The following is an 18,983-nucleotide window of genomic DNA, read 5'->3' on the forward strand; positions in this document are numbered from 1 at the left end:
GATGAGCGGCCTGGAGTTCCTGGAGCAGGCCATGGACCTGTTCCCGCATGCGCGGCGGGCGCTGCTGACCGCCTACGCCGACACCGACGCCGCGATCCAGGCGATCAACGTGGTGGACCTCGACCACTACCTGCTGAAGCCGTGGGACCCGCCTGAGGAGAAGCTCTACCCGGTCGTCGACGCGCTGATCGAGCTGTGGCTCGTCACCGGGGACAAGCCGGTCACCGAGACCCAGGTGGTTGGGCACCGCTGGTCGGCGCGCTCGTTCGAGGTCCGGGACTTCCTCGCGCGGAACTCGGTGCCGTACCGCTGGCTCACCGTCGAGCAGCCGGAGGGCCAGGGGCTGCTCGAGGCTGCCGGGCTCGACGCCACCAGCATCCCGCTGGTGGTGACGCCCGCCGGCGACTCCCTGGTCGACCCGAGCGTCGAGGAGCTGGCCGCCCGGGTGGGCCTGTCGACCACGCCCGCCACTGACTTCTACGACACGGTGATCGTCGGCGGTGGGCCCGCCGGGCTTGGCGCGGTCGTGTACGCCGCGTCAGAGGGGCTGCGCACGGTCCTGCTCGAGCGGCAGGCCACCGGCGGGCAGGCGGGCCAGAGCTCGCGGATCGAGAACTACCTCGGCTTTCCCGACGGCGTCAGCGGCGCGCAGCTCACCGACCGGGCACGTCGCCAGGCCCACAAGTTCGGCGCGGAGATCCTCACCGCCCGCAGCGTCGCCGGCCTCGAGGTGCGCGGGTCGTCCCGCGTGGTCCGCTTCGCCAACGGCAGCGAGGTCGCCGCCCACACGGTGGTGCTCGCCACCGGTGTCGCCTACCACAAGCTCGATGTGCCCGGCGCCGACCAGCTCACCGGCCTGGGGGTGTTCTACGGGTCGGCCGCGACCGAGGCGCCCGCCTGCGCCGGCGAGGACGTCTACGTGGTTGGGGGCGCCAACGCCGCCGGCCAGGCGGCGGTGTTCCTGTCCAGGCACGCGCGGCGGGTCACGCTGCTGGTGCGCGCGGACGGCCTGGAGCAGTCCATGTCGTACTACCTCATCCGCCAGATCCGCGACACGCCCAACATCGAGGTGCGACCCCGCACCCAGGTGGTCGGGGCGGCGGGCCAGGAGCACCTGGAGCGGCTCAGCCTCTGCGACACCCGCGCCGGCACGGTGGAGGAGGTGCCGGCGAGCTTCCTGTTCGTGTTCATCGGCGCGGCGCCGTGCACCGAATGGCTCGACGGCGTGATCGAGCGTGACCCCAAGGGGTTCCTGCTCACCGGCCCAGACCTGCTGGTCGGCGGGAAGCGGCCAACGGGCTGGCCGCTGAACCGGGACCCCTACTACCTGGAGGGCAGCGTGCCAGGGATCTTCGCCGCCGGCGACGTGCGCGCCAACTCGGTGAAGCGGGTCGCCTCCGCGGTCGGTGAAGGGGCGACGGCGATCCAGCTCGTCCACCGTTACCTGGAGACCCAGTGACCGAGCGGCTCGGCGCCGAGGCGCTCCGGGAGCTGTTCCTGTTCGAGAAGCTGAGCGACGAGCAGCTCGCCTGGCTCGCGGAGCGCGGCGAGGTCAGGAGCTACCCGGCCGGCACGACCATGTACACCGCTGGCGAGCCCGCGACCCGCCTGTTCGTGCTGCTGGATGGCACGCTGTCGATGTCGGTGCGGGCGGGCGGCACCGAGATCGAGATGAACCGCTCCGACTACCGGGGCACCTACGCTGGCGCGTTCTTGGCGTACCTGGACGTGCCCCCGCGCTCGTACGTCGGCAGCCTCCGTGCCGTGACCGGCTGCCGCTTCTGGGAGCTGGCCGCCACCGACTTCGGCTGGGCGGTGCGGGAGTGGTTCCCGATGGCGACGCACCTGCTGCAGGGCTTCGCCATCCAGGGGATGGCTACGCAGCAGACGGTGAGCACGCGCGAGCGGCTGGTCGCCCTCGGCACGGTCACCGCCGGCCTCACCCATGAGCTGAACAACCCGGCGACCGCCGCCGTCCGCGCCACCGCCACCCTCCACGAGCGGCTGGCGGGCCTGTGGGGCGAGCTGGCCGCGCTCACCCACCACGGTGAGCTTGCGGCCGGCCGGCTCGCCACGCTGGTCGACCTCGTGCGCCAGGCCCTCGGTCGTCGTGCCGAGCTGGCGCCCCTGTCCCCGTTGCAGGCGTCCGACCGTGAGGACGAGCTGGGCGGCTGGCTGGAGGAGCACGGCGTCGCCGGTGGCTGGGACCTCACGCCGCCGCTGGTCGCCGCCGGCGTGGACGCCGCCTGGCTCGAGCAGGTCGCCGCGAGCGTCCCCGCCGAGCTGCTCCCGCATGCTGTGGGCGTCGTCGCCGTCACCTGCGAAGCCGAGAGCCTGCTCGATGAGCTCGCCGACGCGGCCGCGCGCATCTCCAAGCTCATCGGCGCGGCCAAGCAGTACACGCAGATGGACCGCAGCCCTCTGCAGCACCTCGATGTGCACGACGGGCTCGAGTCGACCCTGACGATGCTCGGGCACAAGCTCGGCACGGGCATCGAAGTGGTGCGCGACTACGACCGGTCGCTGCCGAAGCTCCCCGCCTACGCGGGCGAGCTGAACCAGGTGTGGACCAACCTGATCGACAACGCCGTCGACGCCATGGACGGCCGCGGCATCCTGACGGTGCGCACCCGCCGCGACGGCGACCGCGTGCTGGTCGAGATCGGCGACACCGGCCCGGGCATCCCTGAGCGGGTCGGCGCCCACATCTTCGAGCCGTTCTACACCACCAAGCCGGTCGGCAAGGGCACCGGCCTCGGCCTCGACATCTGTTGGCGGATCGTCGTGCAACGCCACAGCGGCGACCTGCGTGTCACCTCAACCCCGGGCGACACCCGCTTCCAGGTGCTGCTGCCCACGGGCGGTCCCCCCACCCAGTAGGGATGAGCAGCTCGGCCGCTGCCGGCGCTCGTTGTCGAGCTTGAGCGGCGGCCCCCGGTCGCATCAGGCGAGCTCGAAGCGCAGAGGGAGGTGGCTCAGCCGGTGTCGGTACCGGCGCGGGCCGGGGCGCGGAGAGGGGCGGTGGCGAGCTCGGCCATGCCGTCGGCGAAGCCGACCAGGGCCCGGAAGCCGAGCCGCTCGGCGGCCAGCTCGGGCGAGGCGACGACGTGGCGGACGTCGCCGGGCCGCCAGCCGCCCACCACCTCGGGGGCCGGCCCGCCCACGGCGGCGGCGATCGCCGCCGCCATCTCCCCCACCGTGTGCGGCTCGCCGCTGGCCACGTTGAACGCGCCGAGCACCGGCCGGGGAGCGGTCAGCGCCAGCACGTTGGCGCGGGCCACGTCGGCGACGTGGACGAAGTCGCGCCGCTGGCGCCCGTCCTCGAACACCCGAGGGGGGCGCCCGTCGGCCAGCGCGCTGCGGAAGATGGCGGCCACCCCGGCGTAGGGGGTGTCCCGGGGCATCCGCGGTCCGTAGACGTTGTGGTAGCGCAGGGCGGTCACGGCCGGACCGCCCTGCAGCATGGCGGCCGTGGCGAGCTGCTCCTGGTGGAGCTTGGTGGCCGCGTAGACGTTGCGCGGGTCGGTGGGCGCGTCCTCGGTGACGGCGACCGGGCCGACCTCGGCGCCGCAGCACGGGCAGACCGGCTCCCAGCGCCCGGCCGCGAGCCGTTCGACCGGGCGCGGGGCAGGGCGTACCCCGCCGTGCTCGCCGCACCGGTACCCGCCCTCGCCGTAGACGACCATCGAGCTGGCCAGCACCAGCCGGTCGACCTGCCCCCGGCGCCGGTGCAACGCGGCGAGCAGGGCCGCGGTCCCCAGGTCGTTGTCGCGGACGTAGTCGACGACGTCGGCCACGTCCCGGCCGAGCCCGACCATGGCTGCCTGGTGGCTGACCGCGTCGACGCCGTCGAGGGCGGCGTCGAGCGCCACCCCGGCCGCCGGGTCTGCCAGGTCGACCTCCCAGAACTCGGCGTCGTCGCGGAGGTGGTCGGGCCGCCCGGCATGCGCGTTGGGGTGCAGCCGGTCGAGCACCCGCACGCGGTGGCCGAGCTCGACCAGCCGGTCCACGACGTGGCTTCCGATGAACCCGGCCCCGCCGGTGACCAGGACGCGCATGACCTGGGAGCCTGCCGCCCGCGGCTCCCGCGGTCAACCGTTCCACCCTTACGAAGTCGTGACGGCGCGCGGGCCGGCCTGGCGGCCGCCGCGCTGGTGTGCCACCGTCGGGCGGGTGGACCGGGACCGGCGTCCGCGTGCCGCGCTGCCGGCCGACACCGGCCCGACCGGGGAGGAGGGGGCGGGATGGCCGGGGAGCGGGTGCTGGTGGTCGACGACGAGCCGACCGTCGGCGAGGTCGTCCGGCACTACCTGGAGCGGGAGGGCTACCGGGTCGAGGTGGCCCGCGACGGCGCCCGGGCGCTCGAGGCCGTCGCCACCCGCGCCCCCGACCTCGTGATCCTCGACCTCATGCTGCCGGCCGTTGACGGGCTGGACGTCTGCCGCCAGGTGCGGGCGGCCGGCGCCACGCCGATCATCATGCTGACCGCCAAGGGCGGGGAGGCCGACCGGGTCCTCGGCCTCGAGCTTGGCGCCGACGACTACGTCGTCAAGCCGTTCAGCCCCCGCGAGCTGGTCGCCCGCGTCCGCAGCGTCCTGCGCCGGACCCGGCCGACCGACGGCCCCCGCCCGCTGCCCGTCCGGGCCGGCGACGTCGTGGTCGACCCGGTCACCCGCGAGGTCGAGGTGGCCGGCCGCCAGGTCGCGCTCACCGTCCGGGAGTTCGACCTCCTGCTGTTCCTCGTCCGCCACCCGCGCCAGGTGTTCACCCGCGGGCAGCTCCTGCAGCAGGTCTGGGAGTACGCCTGGCTCGGCGACACGTCGACCGTGACGGTGCACGTGCGCCGGCTGCGCGAGAAGGTCGAGGACGACTCGTCCAACCCGCGACGGGTCCAGACCGTCTACGGCGTCGGCTACCGGTTCGTGCCCGTCGGGCCAGGCGAGGCGCTGGTCGCCAGGGAGGGCTTGGAAGGAGGGGCGGGATGAAGCGTCGACATGCACTCCAACCGGCGCTGTGGTTCGGGATCGGCGTCGCGGGAACCGCCTTGGTCGCCGCTGCTGCGGGCATCCCGTGGCCCGACCTGGCCATGCTGCTCGGCCTCAGCACCGCCGGCGGGCTCGCGGTCGCCGTGGCCGGGCTCGGCCTGCAGAGCCGGCTGCGCCGGCAGCGGGCCGCCATGGCCAGGCAGACCGCGCTCACCGCCGCGGTGACGGCTGGCGCCGCCCTGGCTGCGCTCGGCGTCGTGGCCGCGTGCATGCTGGCCAGCCCCCACGACCTGTCCGTCGTCGTCGCCTCGCTCCCCCTGGCCGCGGGCGCCGGCGTGGCCTACGGCATCGTCAGCTCGCGACGGACCGCGGCCGACCTCGAAGCATTGGCCGAGGTGGCGCGCCGCCTCGAGGCGGGCGACCTGTCCGCCCGAGCCCGCCTTGGCGGCACGCCCGAGGTGGCCGCCGTCGCGGAGAGCCTGAACGCGGCCGCCGCGCGGCTGGCCGACGCCCGCGAGCGGGAGCGGGCGGTCGAGGCGAGCCGACGCGACCTGGTCGCCTGGGCGTCGCACGACCTGAGGACCCCGCTCGCGAGCCTCCGGCTGGTGGCCGAGGCGCTCGCCGACGACGTGGCTCCCGACGAGGCAACTCGCCGCGGGTACCTGGCCGGCCTGGCTGGGCACGTCGACCGGCTCTCGAGCCTGGTCGACGACCTGTTCGAGCTGTCGGCGATCCAGGCTGGTGCGGTGGTGCCCCAGCTCGAGCCGACCTCCCTGCCCGAGCTGATCCGGGAGGTGCTGGAGCGGTTTCATCCCGAAGCCGAGGCAGCGGGGGTGCGGCTCGAGGCCGACCTGCCCCAGGAGTTCCGGATCGTGCTGGCCAGTCGTGACCAGCTCAGCCGCGTACTGGCCAACCTCGTCGTCAACGGCATCCACCACACCCCACCCGGAGGATCCCTGGTGGTCAGCGCGGACGACGCGGACGACGCGGCGGTGGTCCATGTGCGGGACAGCTGCGGCGGCATCCCCGCCACCGACCTACGCCGCGTGTTCGACCAGCTCTGGCGGGGCGATCAGGCCCGCTCGACCAGGGGGACCGGGCTCGGCCTCGCCATCGCCCGGGGGCTCGTCGAAGCCCACGGCGGCACCATCCAGGTGGCCAACGTCGACGGGGGCTGCCAGTTCGCCTTCCAGCTGCCCCACCAGGTCGGCTCCAGCGCGAGCGTCTGCAACGGTCGTCGGCGCACGACGTCGCCACCGTCGTGATCCCGGGACGCCCAGGCGTACGGCTGCGGTGATGAGCGCTGCTGGTGGGACGCTCCGAGGCTTCCGCTGTCACTCCTGGGGGGCAGGTGCGCGCCGGACGGCCAGCAGGTCGGCCACGGCAGCCCGGGTGCGCGGGCTGCCGTCGAGGTCACCGGCCGCGAGCGCAGCCCGCAGGTCCTCGAGCCGGTCCAGGTCGCGCAGCATCGGGACCATCCCGATCCGCAGCCGCCGGCGAATGGCCCGCTCGATGGTCACGTGGAGCACCGCGTCGGTGCCCATGGGAACGCCGACGAACAGCTCGGGGAGCGCCGCCTTGGCACCCACCAGATAGTAGCCGCCGTCCTCGGCCGGCCCGAGGACGACGTCGACCTGATCCAGCAGCGCGAACGCCGCATCGTAGGTTTCGCGAGGCACATGCGGAGTGTCGGCCCCGACGATCACCACCCGCTCGGCGCCGCCGCCGAACAGCGCCGCGAAGCAGGCAGCCAGGCGGTCGCCGAGATCGCCCTCGACCTGGGCGATCAGCCCGCAGCCGGGGGCGAGGCGGGCCATCCGCATGCGCGCATCAGGCGGTGCGAAGCACACCCACGGCTCGGCGTCGAGCTCGGCCATGACCGCCAGCGTGTCGGTCAGCATCGCAGCCGCCGCCCACGCGGCGCCGTCGGCACCCAGGACGGGCGCAAGGCGCGTCTTGACCGCGCCCGGCACGGGCTCCTTGGCGATGACGACCAGCGCGCGACGAGGCCGCGTCATCCGGCGGCCCAGCTCGAGCAGCGCTCTCGCACCAGCATGCGTGTGACCACGGGCAGGCCGACCTCGGACGGGAACAAACGCAAGCGCGGCGGGCCGGCCGCCGGCCGGCGGCGAACGGGTAAGTGGGGGTTCATCTGGCGGTTGGCGTTCCAGGTCGACGGGCGGGCGCCTCTCGCAGGAGACGGTAGGTGACGCGGGTCATGGCGGCCAGCGCGCGAATGGTCCCAGGCAGCGACCCGGACACCTTGCTGGTCCCCGCGGCCCTGGGCCGGTAGCGCACCGGCACCTCCAGGACCCGGAGCCGATGCCGGCCGGCCCGGCCGATCATCTCCAGCGGCCAGCCGTGGCCACGGTCGCGGATCCCGAGCGCCAGCAGCGTGTCGCGTCGGACCGCTCGGAACGGGCCGAGATCGGAGAGCGGGACGTCGAACAGCAGCCGGCAGGCGAAGCCGAGGAGGAGGTTCTCCGCTACCGCGACCGCCGACATCGCACCCGGCTCGCGGGTGCCTTTCAGACGCGAGCCGACGACAAGGTCCGCTTCCCGCGCGAGTACCGGCCCGGCAACAGCGGCGAGGTCGGCGCCATCGAAGGAGCCGTCCGCGTCAGCGAACGCGATCACCTCGGCGTCGGGTGAGGCCAGAACCCCGGCCCAGCAGGCAGCGCCGAAGCCGCGGCGCGGCTCGTGCACGACCCGGGCACCGGCGGCGGCAGCGGCAGCGCCGGTGCCGTCGGAGGAACCGTTGTCGACCACGACGAGGTCGGCCTCTGCCGGGAACGAGGCGAGGGCGGTCGGCAAGGCGGCCGCTTCGTTGAGGGCCGGCAGGACGACGGTGACCCCGGTGAGGTCCATGGCGGAAGTGTACGGGCGGGATCGTTCGAAGTCGGCGTTCACTTCTTACGGTCTTGCCACAGATGGCCAGCCGATCTTACGGTCTTGCCACAGATGGCCAGCCGGCGGGCGCCATGGCCTTCGGGCCGTTACGCTTCGCGCATGCGGCCGAAAGCGCTCCGGAGGCAGCTCGAGCAGCCGGCGGACAAGGCGTTTGCCCGAGCGAGCATCGCGGCCGCGGTGACGGTCCTCGCGATCGGGACGCTCGGTACGTTCTATCTCCGCCACCAGAGCGGGGTCGCGCTCCAGGTCCCGAGCGTCCCGTACTTCTTCAGCCTCCCGTTCTACGTCTTCCCCCACCCGCACCTCGCCGCCGGCTGGGCCGCCGCTGCCACGCCCGTCATCGCGGCCGCGGCGGCCGCGGTGGTGGCGCTGCATCGCGGCCAGGCCGGATGGCGGGTGCGGGTGGCGGTCTCGGCGGGCCTCGCCGCCATCCTCGCCCTCGCCGTCTCTGCGCTGGCCGGCGGCCCGTGGGCGTGGCGCAGCCCGTTGGACTACGCGGGCGAGTACCCGGCGGGTGTGGGCCATGTCGGCGCGGTCCCGACGTTCCTTCGCCACTTCCCGCAGCTGCTGCCCTCCCTGCCCACCCACGCTGCCGGACACCCGGCCGGTGCGATGCTCGTGTACGCGCTGGTGAGCAGGGTCTGGCCGGGTCTCACCGCCGCCGCGCTCGCCACGGTGGCCATCGGGTCGCTCGGGGTGGTGGCCGCCGGCGGCCTGGCGCGCGACGAGCTCGGTGAGGAGGGCGGGCGCCTGGCGCTCGCCGCGTGGGTCCTGTCGCCGGGGGTCGTCCTGTACCTTGCGACCTCCGCCGACGCGATCTTCGCGACCGTGCTCGGAGCGGCCGCGTGGACCGCTCACCGGGGCCTCACCCGCCGCTCCCCCGCCTGGACGGTGGCTGGCGGAGCCCTGCTCTGGGCGGGGGCGATGCTCACCTACTCGGCCGTCCTGCTGCTCGCGTTCCTCGGCGTGCGGGCCATTGGCCGGCTGCGCGGCGACCGGGCCTGGGTCCTGCGCTGGGCGGTGGGTACCGCGGCGGTCTCCACCGGACTGGCCGGGCTGCTCTGGCTCACGACCGGCTACGACGTCGTCGCCGCGGTGCGGGCGGTCCATCGCGCCTACCAGGCAGCCCCCGGCTCGGCGGGTCGACCCCTTGTCCTGTGGCTGCCAGGCGACATCGTCGCCTTCGGCGGGATGCTGGGCGTGCCGCTGCTGGCTGCGCTCGCCACGCGCGCCGTGGCGGTGGTCCGCGAGCGGGCATGGACGTCGGTCGACGGGGCCGCGCTTGCGACCCTGCTCGCGGCGGCCTCCTGGGGCTTCACCAAGGGCGAGGTCGAGCGCATCTTCCAGTTCCTCGTGCCGCTCGTCCTGGTGCCGGCGACCCGCCAGCTCCTCACTTGGCGCGTGCGCTTCCCGGTCGTCGCGTGCCTGCTCCTGACCCAGGTCCTGGCTGTGCAGGTCCTGTTCGACACGCGCTGGTAGCGGCCGTGTTCGAGGCGGTCCTGGATGAGCTCCGCTGGTGGGTGAAGCGGGATCTGGGTGAGCCCGACCGGGCTCGTAGCGGCTCACGCTCACCTGATGTTGAGCTGGGTGTCGGCTCCCTGGGGGCGGCCCTCGACGAGGCGGAGCAGGACGCCGGCCGGGGTGCTGAGCGGATCGGTGGTCCGGGTCAGCAGCAGGTCGGTGTCCAGCCGGCCGCCGTGCACGGTGGGCCCGAACGGGCTCCAGAACGCCCCGTCGGTCGTGATGGTGAGCTCGGCGGGCAGGTCGGCGGGGCCGGCGTCGACGCCCAGGCCGTGGTCGACGGCACGGCCGCGGTGGACGATCGGGCGGATGACGTGGTCGTCGTCGGCGACGCCGAGCCGGCGGTGCAGCTCGCACAGCCGCTCCTGCTCGCCGGCGGCCATGGACGTCACGGTCGTGGCGATGCGCACGCGCACGCCCTGCCCGACCAGCCGGGGGATCGTCTCGACGACCTTGCGGAAGTTCTCCGGGCCGCGCATCGCGTCGTTGGTGTCGGGCTCGGGCCGGTCGAGGGAGAGCTGGATCGCGGCTGGCAGGTCCGCGAGGGGCTGCAAGCGCGCCAGCCGGTCACGGGTGAACATGGTCCCGTTGGACAGGCACACGATGGGCAGGATCCCGGCCAGCTCGACGAGCAGCTCGGGCAGGTAGGGCAGCAGGAACGGCTCGCCGCCGGTGACGCCCAAGGCGGTGAAGCCCAGCGTCCGGGCTTCCTCGGCCAGCTTGAGCATGCGCTCGCGGCCGAGCTCGCGCCGAGCCGCCTTGGGTCCCGACTCGGTCAGGCAGTAGGCGCAGACCAGGTTGCAGTGGTAGTTGGCGTAGAACCAGACCCGGCCGGGCAGCACACCCTCGGCGACGGCCCTGGCGATGGTCGCGGTCATGCCAGCCCCTCCTGGGCCAGCCGGGCCAGCACCTGTGGGGAGGTGGGCAGGTCCAGCGCGGTGCAGAACCGGTTGAGCAGCACGGTCGCGCCCACGAGCAGGGTGAGCTCGACCAGCTCGGCGTCGCCGAACCAGACCCGGACGGCGGCCCGGGCCGAGTCGGGCACCGGTCCAGGGCCGAGCGCGACCGTGTCGACCCAGTCGAGCAGGGCGAGCTCGTGCGGGTCGTCGAAGGCGGCCTCGAGCGGGAGCTCGCCGCGAAGTGCCCGTACCTCGTCCAGCGCCAGCCCGGTGTCGCGGGCGGCCACGGTGTGGGTCTGCACGCAGAACCGGCACGCGAGCCGGGCCGAGGTGCGCAGGATGACGAGCTCCTTGGCGCGCGCGCTGATCCAGGACGGGCCGAGCGCCGCACCCAGGAACGGCATGGCGACCTCGAGCAGCTCGGGCACGTGGGCCAGAGCGGCGACGATCGGCCCCGGGTCGCCGCTGGCGTAGTAGGGCCGGGCGAGCAGCGGGGCTTGCTCGGCCTTGATCAGATGAACGCCGCCGATGGCTCTGCCCTCCTGAATCATGGGGCTTGCCCTGTGAACGCTTCCGCCGCTTGCCTCCCATACGTCCGGACTGGTGCCGCCCCGGCGGGCACGACCCGGGTGCTCACCACTGACCAGGGTCAGAACGGCCATCGGTCGCCGAAGCGGGCGACCATGCGGCCGTCGAGCCCCCATACCCGGCCCGAGGGCACCAGCGCCAGGATCACGAACGGCACGACATCGGGCAGGAAGTCGAACAGGTAGGCGCCGTTGTCGATCGTCATGATCAGCAGCGGCCCGATCAGGCCGACCCCGATCAGCCCACCGAAGCGGCTGGCCAGCCCGATGCAGAGCAGGACCCCGCCCGTGACCTCGGCCGCAGTGAGGAAGTACTGCCAAAACGCCCAATGGTCGAGCACGACCGAGTTGTAGAACGACTTCATGAACGCTGGCGCGTGCGACTTGGGGCCGGCATAGACCACCAGCAGCCCACGCGCGACCCCCCGGTCGATGAGACCGAACGAGACGATCTTGAAGTCGTAGGCGCTCTTGTTGACGACTTTGGCCAGCCCGTTGGTCAACAGCGTGAAACCCATGAAGATCCGGAACGCGGCCAGGCCCTTGGCCACCACCCGGGCTGGGAGCACCCCCACTCCGACAGGCGCCTTGGCGGTTCTGGCCATCGGAGTCCTTTCGCAACCACTCGCAACCACGGCCACACCGGGATCCTAGACCTGAACCATCTCGGTCGCCCTGGCAGCAACCTTACGATCTTGGGACAACACCGGTTCGCCAGGGCCTGGCCGGCCGGTCCCCACGACGCCCGCCCCACGACCGCCGCACGGAGCGCTCACGGCAGGCTTGGCCGGCGGGTCGCGCTCGTCGAGACAGATTTAGAGGGTGCGTGGTCGCACGCCGACCTCGTCCAGGTGGTCCAGCAGGTCGGCCGGGTCCTCGTACACCCGGTAGGCGCCGGCCCGCTCCAGCTCCTCACGGCCGTAGCCGCCTGCCAGCAGCCCGATCCCCAGCGCCCGCGCCCGCCGGGCCGCCAGCAGGTCCCACACCGAGTCGCCGACCACCATCGCGTCGGCGACGTCGGCGCCCAGCCGCTCGGCGGCGGCCAGGAAGAGGTCCGGGTCCGGCTTGGCGTGAGCGACCTGGTCGCGGGTGATCACCGGGACGTGGTCGGGGACCCCGAGCAGCTCCAGGGTCGGCCGGGCCGCCTCCGCGAGCCCGCTGGTCGCCACCGCCCAGGGCACGCCCAGGTCGGTCAGATGCTCCAGCAGCTCGCGGGCGCCGGGCAGCAGCCGCAGCCGGCCGGCGCGGCGGCGGTAGGCCTCGGCATGGGCCTGCTGCAGCTGGGCCACCGTGGTCGGGTCGACGGGCTTGCCGGTCTCGCGGAGCAGCGCGCCGACGAACAGCCCGCCGCTCATGCCGATGCGCCGGTGGATCCGCCAGACCGCCAGGTGGATGCCGGCGCCCTCGAGGGCCTCCTGCCAGGCGAGCACGTGCTGGTAGACGCTGTCGACCAGCGTGCCGTCCAGGTCGAACACGAACACCGTCCGCTGGTTCATCGCCTCCGCCACGAAACCGGGAAGTCCAGGAAACCGGGAGCCGGGAAGCCGGGAGGCCGCAGGGAGATGCCGGCCCTGCAGCATGCCTCCATCCAACCGGTTGCCACCGTGGTGATCCCCTAACCAGACCCCATGCGCGTCGACCGGGTCCGGATGCTGTCCTGCTGCTCCCTCAGGGTACTGCCACCTACTGCGAGCATGCACCGCAGGACGAGCTCACGGTTCATGGACCGCCCGGTACGGCTCGCTTGATGCCCGGTACGTCGCACTTGCCGACCCCTGTCCTGATCGTCTAGGCTCACCTAAAGCTCTTGGTGATGAGCCAATAACTATTGGCGAAGATGCAATAAGGATCTCCCACCACAGTCGCGACCGACGCGCGCTCTGACCTACCAGCAGCCAGCAACGCCAACCAAACGCCACCAGGAGGCGGCACATGGATCAGCCAGTCCTGCAACGCGCGACCGTGCAGGTCGACGACCGGCAGCTCCTGAAGGCGTTGCACTGGTACGACGGGTTCGTGGTCTGCCTGGCCAACCCTGGCTTTCTCATCGCCAGCCTCGGCGCGTCCATCGGCACCCTCGGCGCGCTGGGCGCCTTCGTGCTGTGGACGCTGTCGATGCTGATCGGGGTCGCCCAGAACAAGATCTACTCCGAGCCGGCGACCATGTTCCCCGACCGCTCCGGCGGCATCCCGATCTACGCCCACGAGGGCTGGCGCCGCTATTGCACCTTCGTCGGACCCATGGCCGCGATCGGCTACTGGGCCGGCTGGACGGTCGTGCTCGCGATCAACGGCCTGGTCATCGGCTCGCTGGTGCAGGCGCAGTGGTTCCCCAACGCGACCTGGACGATCGACGTCGGCGTGACGCTCACGCTGCCGCGCCTCATCGCCATCCTGTTGATCGTGGCGGTGTGGGCCTTCAACGCCCTCGGCGTCAAGCCGGCGCTGTGGGTCGCCTATGTGACCGCCGCCCTGCTGGTCATCCCGCTCGCGCTGTTCATGATCTTCCCCTACCTCACCGGCTACTTCCGCCCGCACAACCTCACCTGGCTCGTTGACGACACCGGCGGCTCGCTGGGGAACAGCTGGCGGCTCGCGCTGGTCTGGTTCTACCTGATGGGGTGGTCGTCGTACGGCGTCGAGTCGGCCGCCACCTTCGCGCCCGAGTACCAGGACCCGGAGCACGACACCGCTCTGGCCCTGCGGCGCTCGGCCGCGTTCTCGCTGGTCGTCTACGCGCTGCTGCCGCTTGGAGTAGGCGGCGTGCTGTCGGCCGACAAGATCGCCGCAGGCGCCGTCGACTACTCCTTCTACGTCGCCGCGATCAACAAGATGATCGGCGTGGGCGCGAACTTCATCCTGCCGCTGCTGATCGCCGCGTTCATCCTGGCCATGAACACCGCCACCATGGACGGGTCGCGCGCCCTGTACGGCATCTCCAAGACGGGGATGACCATCAAGTGGCTCGGGCGCCTGAACCGCTTCCACGTACCGGCGCGGGCCATGACCGTGGACATGGTCGTGAATATCGTGGTGGTGCTGACGCTCACCAACACCATCGCGATCCTCGCCGCGAGCAACCTCGGCTACATCCTGTGCCATGTGTTCGCGCTGACGGCCATCCTGCTGCTGCGCCGGGACCTGGCCACCTGGCCGCGGCCGCTGCCCCTGTCGTCGCTGTGGCTGTGGGTCGCGGGCATCCTGGCAGCCGCCAACCTCGCCTTCGTGCTGATCGGCGCGCCGTCGTTCAGCCTCACCGGCTACGGCGGCTACAAGGAGCTCCTCATCGGCCTCCTCACGCTGGTCGCCGCGTGCGTGCTGTACGCCTACCGGCGAGTGGCCGAGGACCGCGAGCCGCTGCGGCTGCGGGACCTGTCCCCGACCTCGCCCATGCCGACGGGCGTGCCCGCGACCGAGGCAGACAGCTATCACCGCGGTAATCAAACGGGGTGATGCTGTTTCGCGTTTCCGCTGGTGAGCAGCCTGACAAGTCACACCGTTTGGCTGCCCCGTAGTAGGACGAGCGAGGAGGGCGGCACAGGCCTGCGCCCGTCGGTCACCTGCTGCTGTGGCGAGGTCGTGACACCACCGTCCTGCGGGGGCCTGCCCGGGTCCCTGCCCTCGAGCCCGGGTCCCTGCCCTCCTTGCCGCGCGGTCGTCGCTAGATCGTCCGCAGGCCGGCCAGGACCCGCTCGAGCAGGACGAGGTCGGGGCGCCCGCCGGAGCTCGCGGGTCGGTGCACGATCACGAGCCGCTCGTTGGCCATGTCGCTGACAAGGATCTTGGCGACGCCGAGAGGCAGGTCGAGGCAGGCGGAGATCTCAGCGACCGACAGCACGTCCCGGCACAGCATGGCGATCGAGCGCCGCTCGAAGCCGAGCGACGGCGCCGTGGCCTCGCCGTGGGAGGAGGTCGTGACCAAGGTCTCCAGCTCGAGGTCGTCGCGCTGGGAGTGGGTCCGGCCTCCGGTCACCGCGTAGGCGCGGACCAGGCGGCTCGGCCCCTCCGAGCTGTCGGCGCCGCCGGTGCTGCTCATCGCGCGTCCTTCTCCTCGCGACCAGGGGGCCGGGCGACCCGTGCCCGGCTAGTGCGGCATGTCATGCGCGCTCCCGGGGAGCAACGGGTCGGAGGGGTCGGCTGCGGGCTGGGTGTGCTGGTCTCTGGTCGCCTCCAGGCGGCCGTGCCGGAGACCGGCCCGGTAGCTGGTGAGCATATTCCGGATGTCGTCGGGCGAGCGGGTCAGCCCAGACGGTGGCGGTGGCGGCTGCGCCGTCGGCTGGGCCGTGGTGGCCAGCCCGGGAGCGAGATTCTCCTGCGGGGTCCTGCGCGGCAGGGCGCTCTCGGACATCTTCTCGGGTCGCAGCGGTGGGTGCGTGGTGGCCCAGGCACCGCCCTGGAACCACTCCGACCGGGCCGCCTCGAAGATCGGCAGGTCGCCGCCGCGACCGACGCTGGCCATGGCCGGCGCGGGCGGCGGCGGGAGCTGCGCGAGGCGGCTGTCCTGCGGGAACTCGCCGGCCTCGGTCATTGACAGCTGGGTCGCGCCCGGCTGGGTGAGCAAGCCCGGCGGGATCAGCACCAGCGCGGTCACGCCCCCGTACCAGGAGTGCCTGAGCTGGACCTTGATGCCGTAGCGCTGCGCGAGGCGGCTGACCACGAAGAAGCCGAGCAGACGCGACAGCGCGAAGTCGATCATCGGCGGGTTGGCGAGGCGCTCGTTCGCTGCGGCCAGCTGGTCGTCGGTCATGCCGATGCCGCAGTCCTCGATCTCGAGCAGGTGCCCGTTGGGCATGGCCTGCCCGGCGATCTTCACCGGCGTCTCCGGAGACGAGAAGGTCGTGGCGTTCTCGACCAGCTCGGCGAGCAGGTGCACGACGTCGTTGACCGCGTGGCCGGAGACCTGTACCTCGTCGACCGTGATCTGCTGGACCCTGGTGAAGTCCTCGACCTCGGAGATGGCCGCGCGAATCACGTCGGCGAGGGGGACGGGCTCGCTCCAGCGTCGCGCGGACTCGGCGCTTGAGAGGACGATCAGGTTCTCGGCGTTGCGCCGCATGCGGGTCGCCATGTGGTCGAGCTGGAAGAGCTTCGCGAGCTCGTCGGGGTCGGTCTCGTCGCGCTCCAGCTCCTCGATGAAGTTGAGCTGCCGGTCGATCAGGCGCTGACTGCGCCGGGCCAGGTTGACGAACATGTCGCCGATGCTGCGGCGCAAGGCGGCCTGCTCGGTGGCGACGCGAGTCGCCACCTGGTGCACGGAGTTGAACGCCTCGGCCACCCGGCCGATCTCGTCCTTGGATCTGATCGGCACCGGTTCCGCCTGCATGGCGGCGAGGTCGACCTCCTGGGCCTGCTGCAGGCGTTCGACCACGCCGGGGAGCTGCTGCTCGGCCACGTCGCGCGCGCTCCGCTCGAGGAGCTCCAGCGGTCTCGCCATCGAGCGGGCCATCAGCAGCGAGAAGCCGATCGTCGCCTCGAGCACGATGATTGTCAGGAAGAACGCGACCGTGGCGCGGTTCTCCGTGCTGGTCCGCACCGACCCGGCAAGCTTCCCCACGTCGCCGGCGAGCTTCTGCTCGACGGCGCGAAGCAGGTCGATCTTGGCCCGGGCGGAGAAGAACCAGTCGGTGGCGTCGTTGAAGCCGGCCAAGTCGGGGGTGTTCTTGAGGTCGTGGACAAGGTCGTGAGAGTCCTGGGCAGCGATCGCGGCGTCGTGGATGGCAGTTGCGCGGTTGACGTCTGGCCCCTTGACGGTGTGGTCGAAGAACTCGGTCTGCTCGGTGGCGGCGGTCGCGCGGAACTGCTTGCGCCAGGCGCTCTCCTCACCGGTGGCGGTGGTGAAGTCCGCATACTGCGTGCCGACGAACCGGCCGCCCGCCAGGGCCGCGAACAAGATCCCCTGCTGCTCGGACGCGGCCTCCTTGAGCCGGGAGACGGCGGTGAAGGTGACCAGGTTGCGGGCCAGGTTCCGGTCGGAAGTCTGAGCATCGATCTCGTTGTGCAACAAGAGCAGGTCGCCGATGACCTGGTTGTAGTACTCGGCGACGTCCTTCACCGACCCGGCTTCCTCGAAGGCCCTCCGCTGGTATCCCTGCGCCTTCGGGTTGACGAGCTGGTCCGCCCTGGCCACCGTCGCGGTCAGCTGGGCGCGCAGGCGCCCACTGAAGATGTCGAGGTCGAGCTTGGCGAACTCGGCGTCGAGGGCGCGCTTCGCCTGGTTGGTGATGACCCGGTCCGCGAGCATCGTGCTGCGATAGTGCCGGCGGCTGCTGCCGACGTAGCCGAGCGTGATCCCCCGCTCCAGCTGCGCGGCGTCGACCATCCGGATCAGCGCCGGCATGAAGTGGCTGATGTCGTTCACGCCACGGGCCTCTTTGCTGTTGCGGGAGGTGGAGATGACCTGCGACGAAGCGAAGACCGCGAGTGCCGCCAGCGGGAGGATCAGCAGGCTGACGATCTTCGACCTGATTGTCAGATTCTCGAGCATCAGCTACCCTTTGTCGTAGTCCGATCCTTGGGCCAGCTATCCAAAGCGACCGGATCGCGATGCTCTCGCGCATGACCACGGCAAGCCGGGCCGCCGGTTCCTCGGCGGCGCGAAATGGGCAGCCTCTTCGGCTCCATAAGGCAGAGGGTGGCGATATCCGAAGCTTGGACGAGGAGCGGGAACCTACTCGCGCATGCCTGTCACTGCAATAGCCCCAACAGCGAGATTCCGGCAGTTCAACCCGACAGACTCACCGGCGTCCTGGGAGGGTTTGGCGCTACCGGGCCTGGGTGAGCGGCGCCACGGAAGCCGCCCCGGCCCGAGCTGGCCCGGTCGACCGGCGGACGACCAGCTCGGTGTGGAAGAGCAGCTCCCGGCGGGGCTGCGGGGTGCCGCGGATCTCGTCGAGCAGGGCGGCGACCGCGTGCTGGCTCATCGCCGGGACGTTCTGTCGCATCGTGGTCACCGGCGGGTCGGTGAAGGCGATCAGCGGAGAGTCGTCGTAGCCCGTCACCGAGACGTCCCGCGGCACCTGCAGGCCTTGTCCCCGCACTGCCCGGATCGCGCCGAGCGCCATGAGGTCGCTGCCGCAGACGACCGCGCTCACGCCCCGCTCCAGCAGGGCCTCGGTGGCCGCCTGGCCCCCCTCGACGGAGTACACCGAGTGGACGACGAGGTCGTCGACCACCTCCGCGGTCGCGCCGGGGTCCGCCCCGTCGTCCCGGGCCAGCAGCGCCTGCTGGAAGCCGCGGACCTTGCGCTGGCTCGTGACGTACCGGGCCGGGCCCATCGCGCAGCCGATCCGGCGGTGGCCGAGGCTGCGCAGGTGCTGGACGGCGATCATCATCGCCCTCGGCGTCGCCAAGCCGGAGGCCGCCAAGGCGTTCGAGAAGATCGCGGAGCTGGGCGAGAAGGGGGAGGGCGCGCTCAAGCGCTCGATCAGTGGCGACAACGTGACCAGCGTCTTCACCGGCAGGAAGACCGCCTTCATGATCTCCGGGCCGTGGCAGATCCCAGACCTCAAGAAGAGCGGCGTCAAGTACGACATCTCACCCGTTCCCTCCTTCCAGGGCGGCAAGCCGGCCCGACCGTTCATCGGCGTGCAGGCCATGTACGTCGCCAGCAAGGGCAGGTTCAAGTCGCTGGCGCAGGAGTTCGCGACGAACTACTTCATCCAGCCCGACGTGGCCATCGCGCTCTACAAGGCCGACCAGCGCCCGCCGCCGCTGAAGGCCGCGTTCGCCGAGGTCGTGAAGACTGACCCGGACATGGCGAAGGTGCTGGCAGCAGGCAAGGGCGGCGACATCATGCGCGCCATCCCGCAGATGGCGACGGTCTGGGACCCGCTCGGCAAGGCCGAGGCGGCGGTCATCGGCGGGGCGCCGCCGGGATCCACCATCACTGCGGCAGCCAACGCGATCCAGTCACAGATCAAGTGAGCACGTCCGCTGACCGGCCCTGTGCGGGCCGGTCCAGCGGACGTCACCCCGGTAGGAGGCTGACGTGGCGCAACAAACAGAGATCCCCGCCGACAGCGGCCCCGCCCCGCGGCCGGGCGCCCAGCCGCCCGGTCGGCGACTCAGGTCGAGCACCACCT

At 72.1% G+C, this 18,983-nt stretch carries 16 protein-coding genes and 1 pseudogene; 7 read left to right on the forward strand and 10 right to left on the reverse strand.

Features of this window, described 5'->3' with window-relative positions; all coding sequences use genetic code 11:
* Together VG276_21825 and VG276_21830 are read left to right on the forward strand one after the other, a co-directional pair.
* Positions 1-1,459 (forward strand): FAD-dependent oxidoreductase (locus VG276_21825; GenBank protein ID HEV8651960.1); only part of this gene is annotated, 1,459 nt, incomplete at its 5' end.
* A complete protein-coding gene (locus VG276_21830) occupies positions 1,456-2,880 on the forward strand; it encodes an ATP-binding protein (protein ID HEV8651961.1) in 1,425 nt (474 codons plus the stop codon). The genes VG276_21825 and VG276_21830, both read left to right, overlap by 4 nt.
* Before the next feature lie 95 nt (positions 2,881-2,975).
* Here the strand turns inward: VG276_21830 and VG276_21835 are convergent, their stop codons facing one another.
* A complete protein-coding gene (locus tag VG276_21835) occupies positions 2,976-4,058 on the reverse strand; it encodes an NAD-dependent epimerase/dehydratase family protein (protein ID HEV8651962.1) in 1,083 nt (360 codons plus the stop codon).
* A 186-nt stretch (positions 4,059-4,244) separates the two neighbouring features.
* Here VG276_21835 and VG276_21840 point away from each other — a divergent pair, with 186 nt between their 5' ends.
* Positions 4,245-4,985, forward strand: a complete 741-nt coding sequence (locus VG276_21840; protein HEV8651963.1) for a response regulator transcription factor — start codon at positions 4,245-4,247, stop codon at positions 4,983-4,985.
* Entirely contained in the window at positions 4,982-6,250 is a 1,269-nt protein-coding gene (locus tag VG276_21845; GenBank protein ID HEV8651964.1) for a HAMP domain-containing sensor histidine kinase, read from the forward strand. Before VG276_21840 ends, VG276_21845 begins: the two co-directional genes overlap by 4 nt.
* A 69-nt stretch (positions 6,251-6,319) precedes the next feature.
* Here the strand turns inward: VG276_21845 and VG276_21850 are convergent, their stop codons facing one another.
* Positions 6,320-7,003, reverse strand: a complete 684-nt coding sequence (locus tag VG276_21850) for a TIGR04282 family arsenosugar biosynthesis glycosyltransferase (GenBank protein HEV8651965.1) — start codon at positions 7,001-7,003, stop codon at positions 6,320-6,322.
* A 130-nt stretch (positions 7,004-7,133) separates the two neighbouring features.
* Complete coding sequence (locus VG276_21855; protein HEV8651966.1) at positions 7,134-7,895, reverse strand: glycosyltransferase family 2 protein; 762 nt, start codon at positions 7,893-7,895, stop codon at positions 7,134-7,136.
* 99 nt (positions 7,896-7,994) lie between these two features.
* Here VG276_21855 and VG276_21860 point away from each other — a divergent pair, with 99 nt between their 5' ends.
* A complete protein-coding gene (locus VG276_21860; GenBank protein HEV8651967.1) occupies positions 7,995-9,374 on the forward strand; it encodes a hypothetical protein in 1,380 nt (459 codons plus the stop codon).
* Between the two features lie 89 nt (positions 9,375-9,463).
* Here VG276_21860 and VG276_21865 read toward each other — a convergent pair whose 3' ends face one another.
* From VG276_21865 to VG276_21880, 4 genes are all read right to left on the reverse strand, one after another.
* Complete coding sequence (locus tag VG276_21865; GenBank protein ID HEV8651968.1) at positions 9,464-10,294, reverse strand: radical SAM protein; 831 nt, start codon at positions 10,292-10,294, stop codon at positions 9,464-9,466.
* Entirely contained in the window at positions 10,291-10,866 is a 576-nt protein-coding gene (locus VG276_21870) for a carboxymuconolactone decarboxylase family protein (protein ID HEV8651969.1), read from the reverse strand. Before VG276_21870 ends, VG276_21865 begins: the two co-directional genes overlap by 4 nt.
* Positions 10,867-10,964: 98 nt before the next feature.
* Positions 10,965-11,507: a DoxX family membrane protein gene (locus tag VG276_21875; GenBank protein HEV8651970.1), complete on the reverse strand. Its 543-nt coding sequence runs from the start codon at positions 11,505-11,507 to the stop codon at positions 10,965-10,967.
* Between the two features lie 210 nt (positions 11,508-11,717).
* Positions 11,718-12,398 carry an HAD family hydrolase gene (locus VG276_21880; protein HEV8651971.1) on the reverse strand — a complete coding sequence of 227 codons (681 nt, stop codon included), beginning with the start codon at positions 12,396-12,398 and terminating at the stop codon, positions 11,718-11,720.
* 436 nt (positions 12,399-12,834) lie between these two features.
* Between VG276_21880 and VG276_21885 the strand changes: the two genes are divergently transcribed.
* Positions 12,835-14,355: an APC family permease gene (locus tag VG276_21885; GenBank protein ID HEV8651972.1), complete on the forward strand. Its 1,521-nt coding sequence runs from the start codon at positions 12,835-12,837 to the stop codon at positions 14,353-14,355.
* A 208-nt stretch (positions 14,356-14,563) separates the two neighbouring features.
* Here VG276_21885 and VG276_21890 read toward each other — a convergent pair whose 3' ends face one another.
* The 3 genes and pseudogenes from VG276_21890 to VG276_21900 form a co-directional block, all read right to left on the reverse strand.
* The gene (locus VG276_21890; GenBank protein HEV8651973.1) at positions 14,564-14,938 is read right to left on the reverse strand and encodes a DUF742 domain-containing protein; all 375 of its coding nucleotides are present in this window, start codon (positions 14,936-14,938) and stop codon (positions 14,564-14,566) included.
* A gap of 48 nt (positions 14,939-14,986) precedes the next feature.
* On the reverse strand, positions 14,987-17,386 hold the full coding sequence (locus VG276_21895; protein ID HEV8651974.1) for a nitrate- and nitrite sensing domain-containing protein: 2,400 nt from the start codon (positions 17,384-17,386) through the stop codon (positions 14,987-14,989).
* A 277-nt stretch (positions 17,387-17,663) separates the two neighbouring features.
* Positions 17,664-18,236: pseudogene (locus VG276_21900) on the reverse strand (substrate-binding domain-containing protein).
* On the opposite strand from VG276_21900, the gene VG276_21905 reads away from it, so the two are divergent.
* A complete protein-coding gene (locus tag VG276_21905; protein ID HEV8651975.1) occupies positions 18,154-18,825 on the forward strand; it encodes an extracellular solute-binding protein in 672 nt (223 codons plus the stop codon). The pseudogene VG276_21900 and the gene VG276_21905 sit on opposite strands and share 83 nt — an antisense overlap.
* Positions 18,826-18,983 lie beyond the last annotated feature (158 nt).

The organism is Actinomycetes bacterium, from assembly GCA_036000965.1.
GTDB lineage: Bacteria > Actinomycetota > CALGFH01 > CALGFH01 > CALGFH01 > DASYUT01.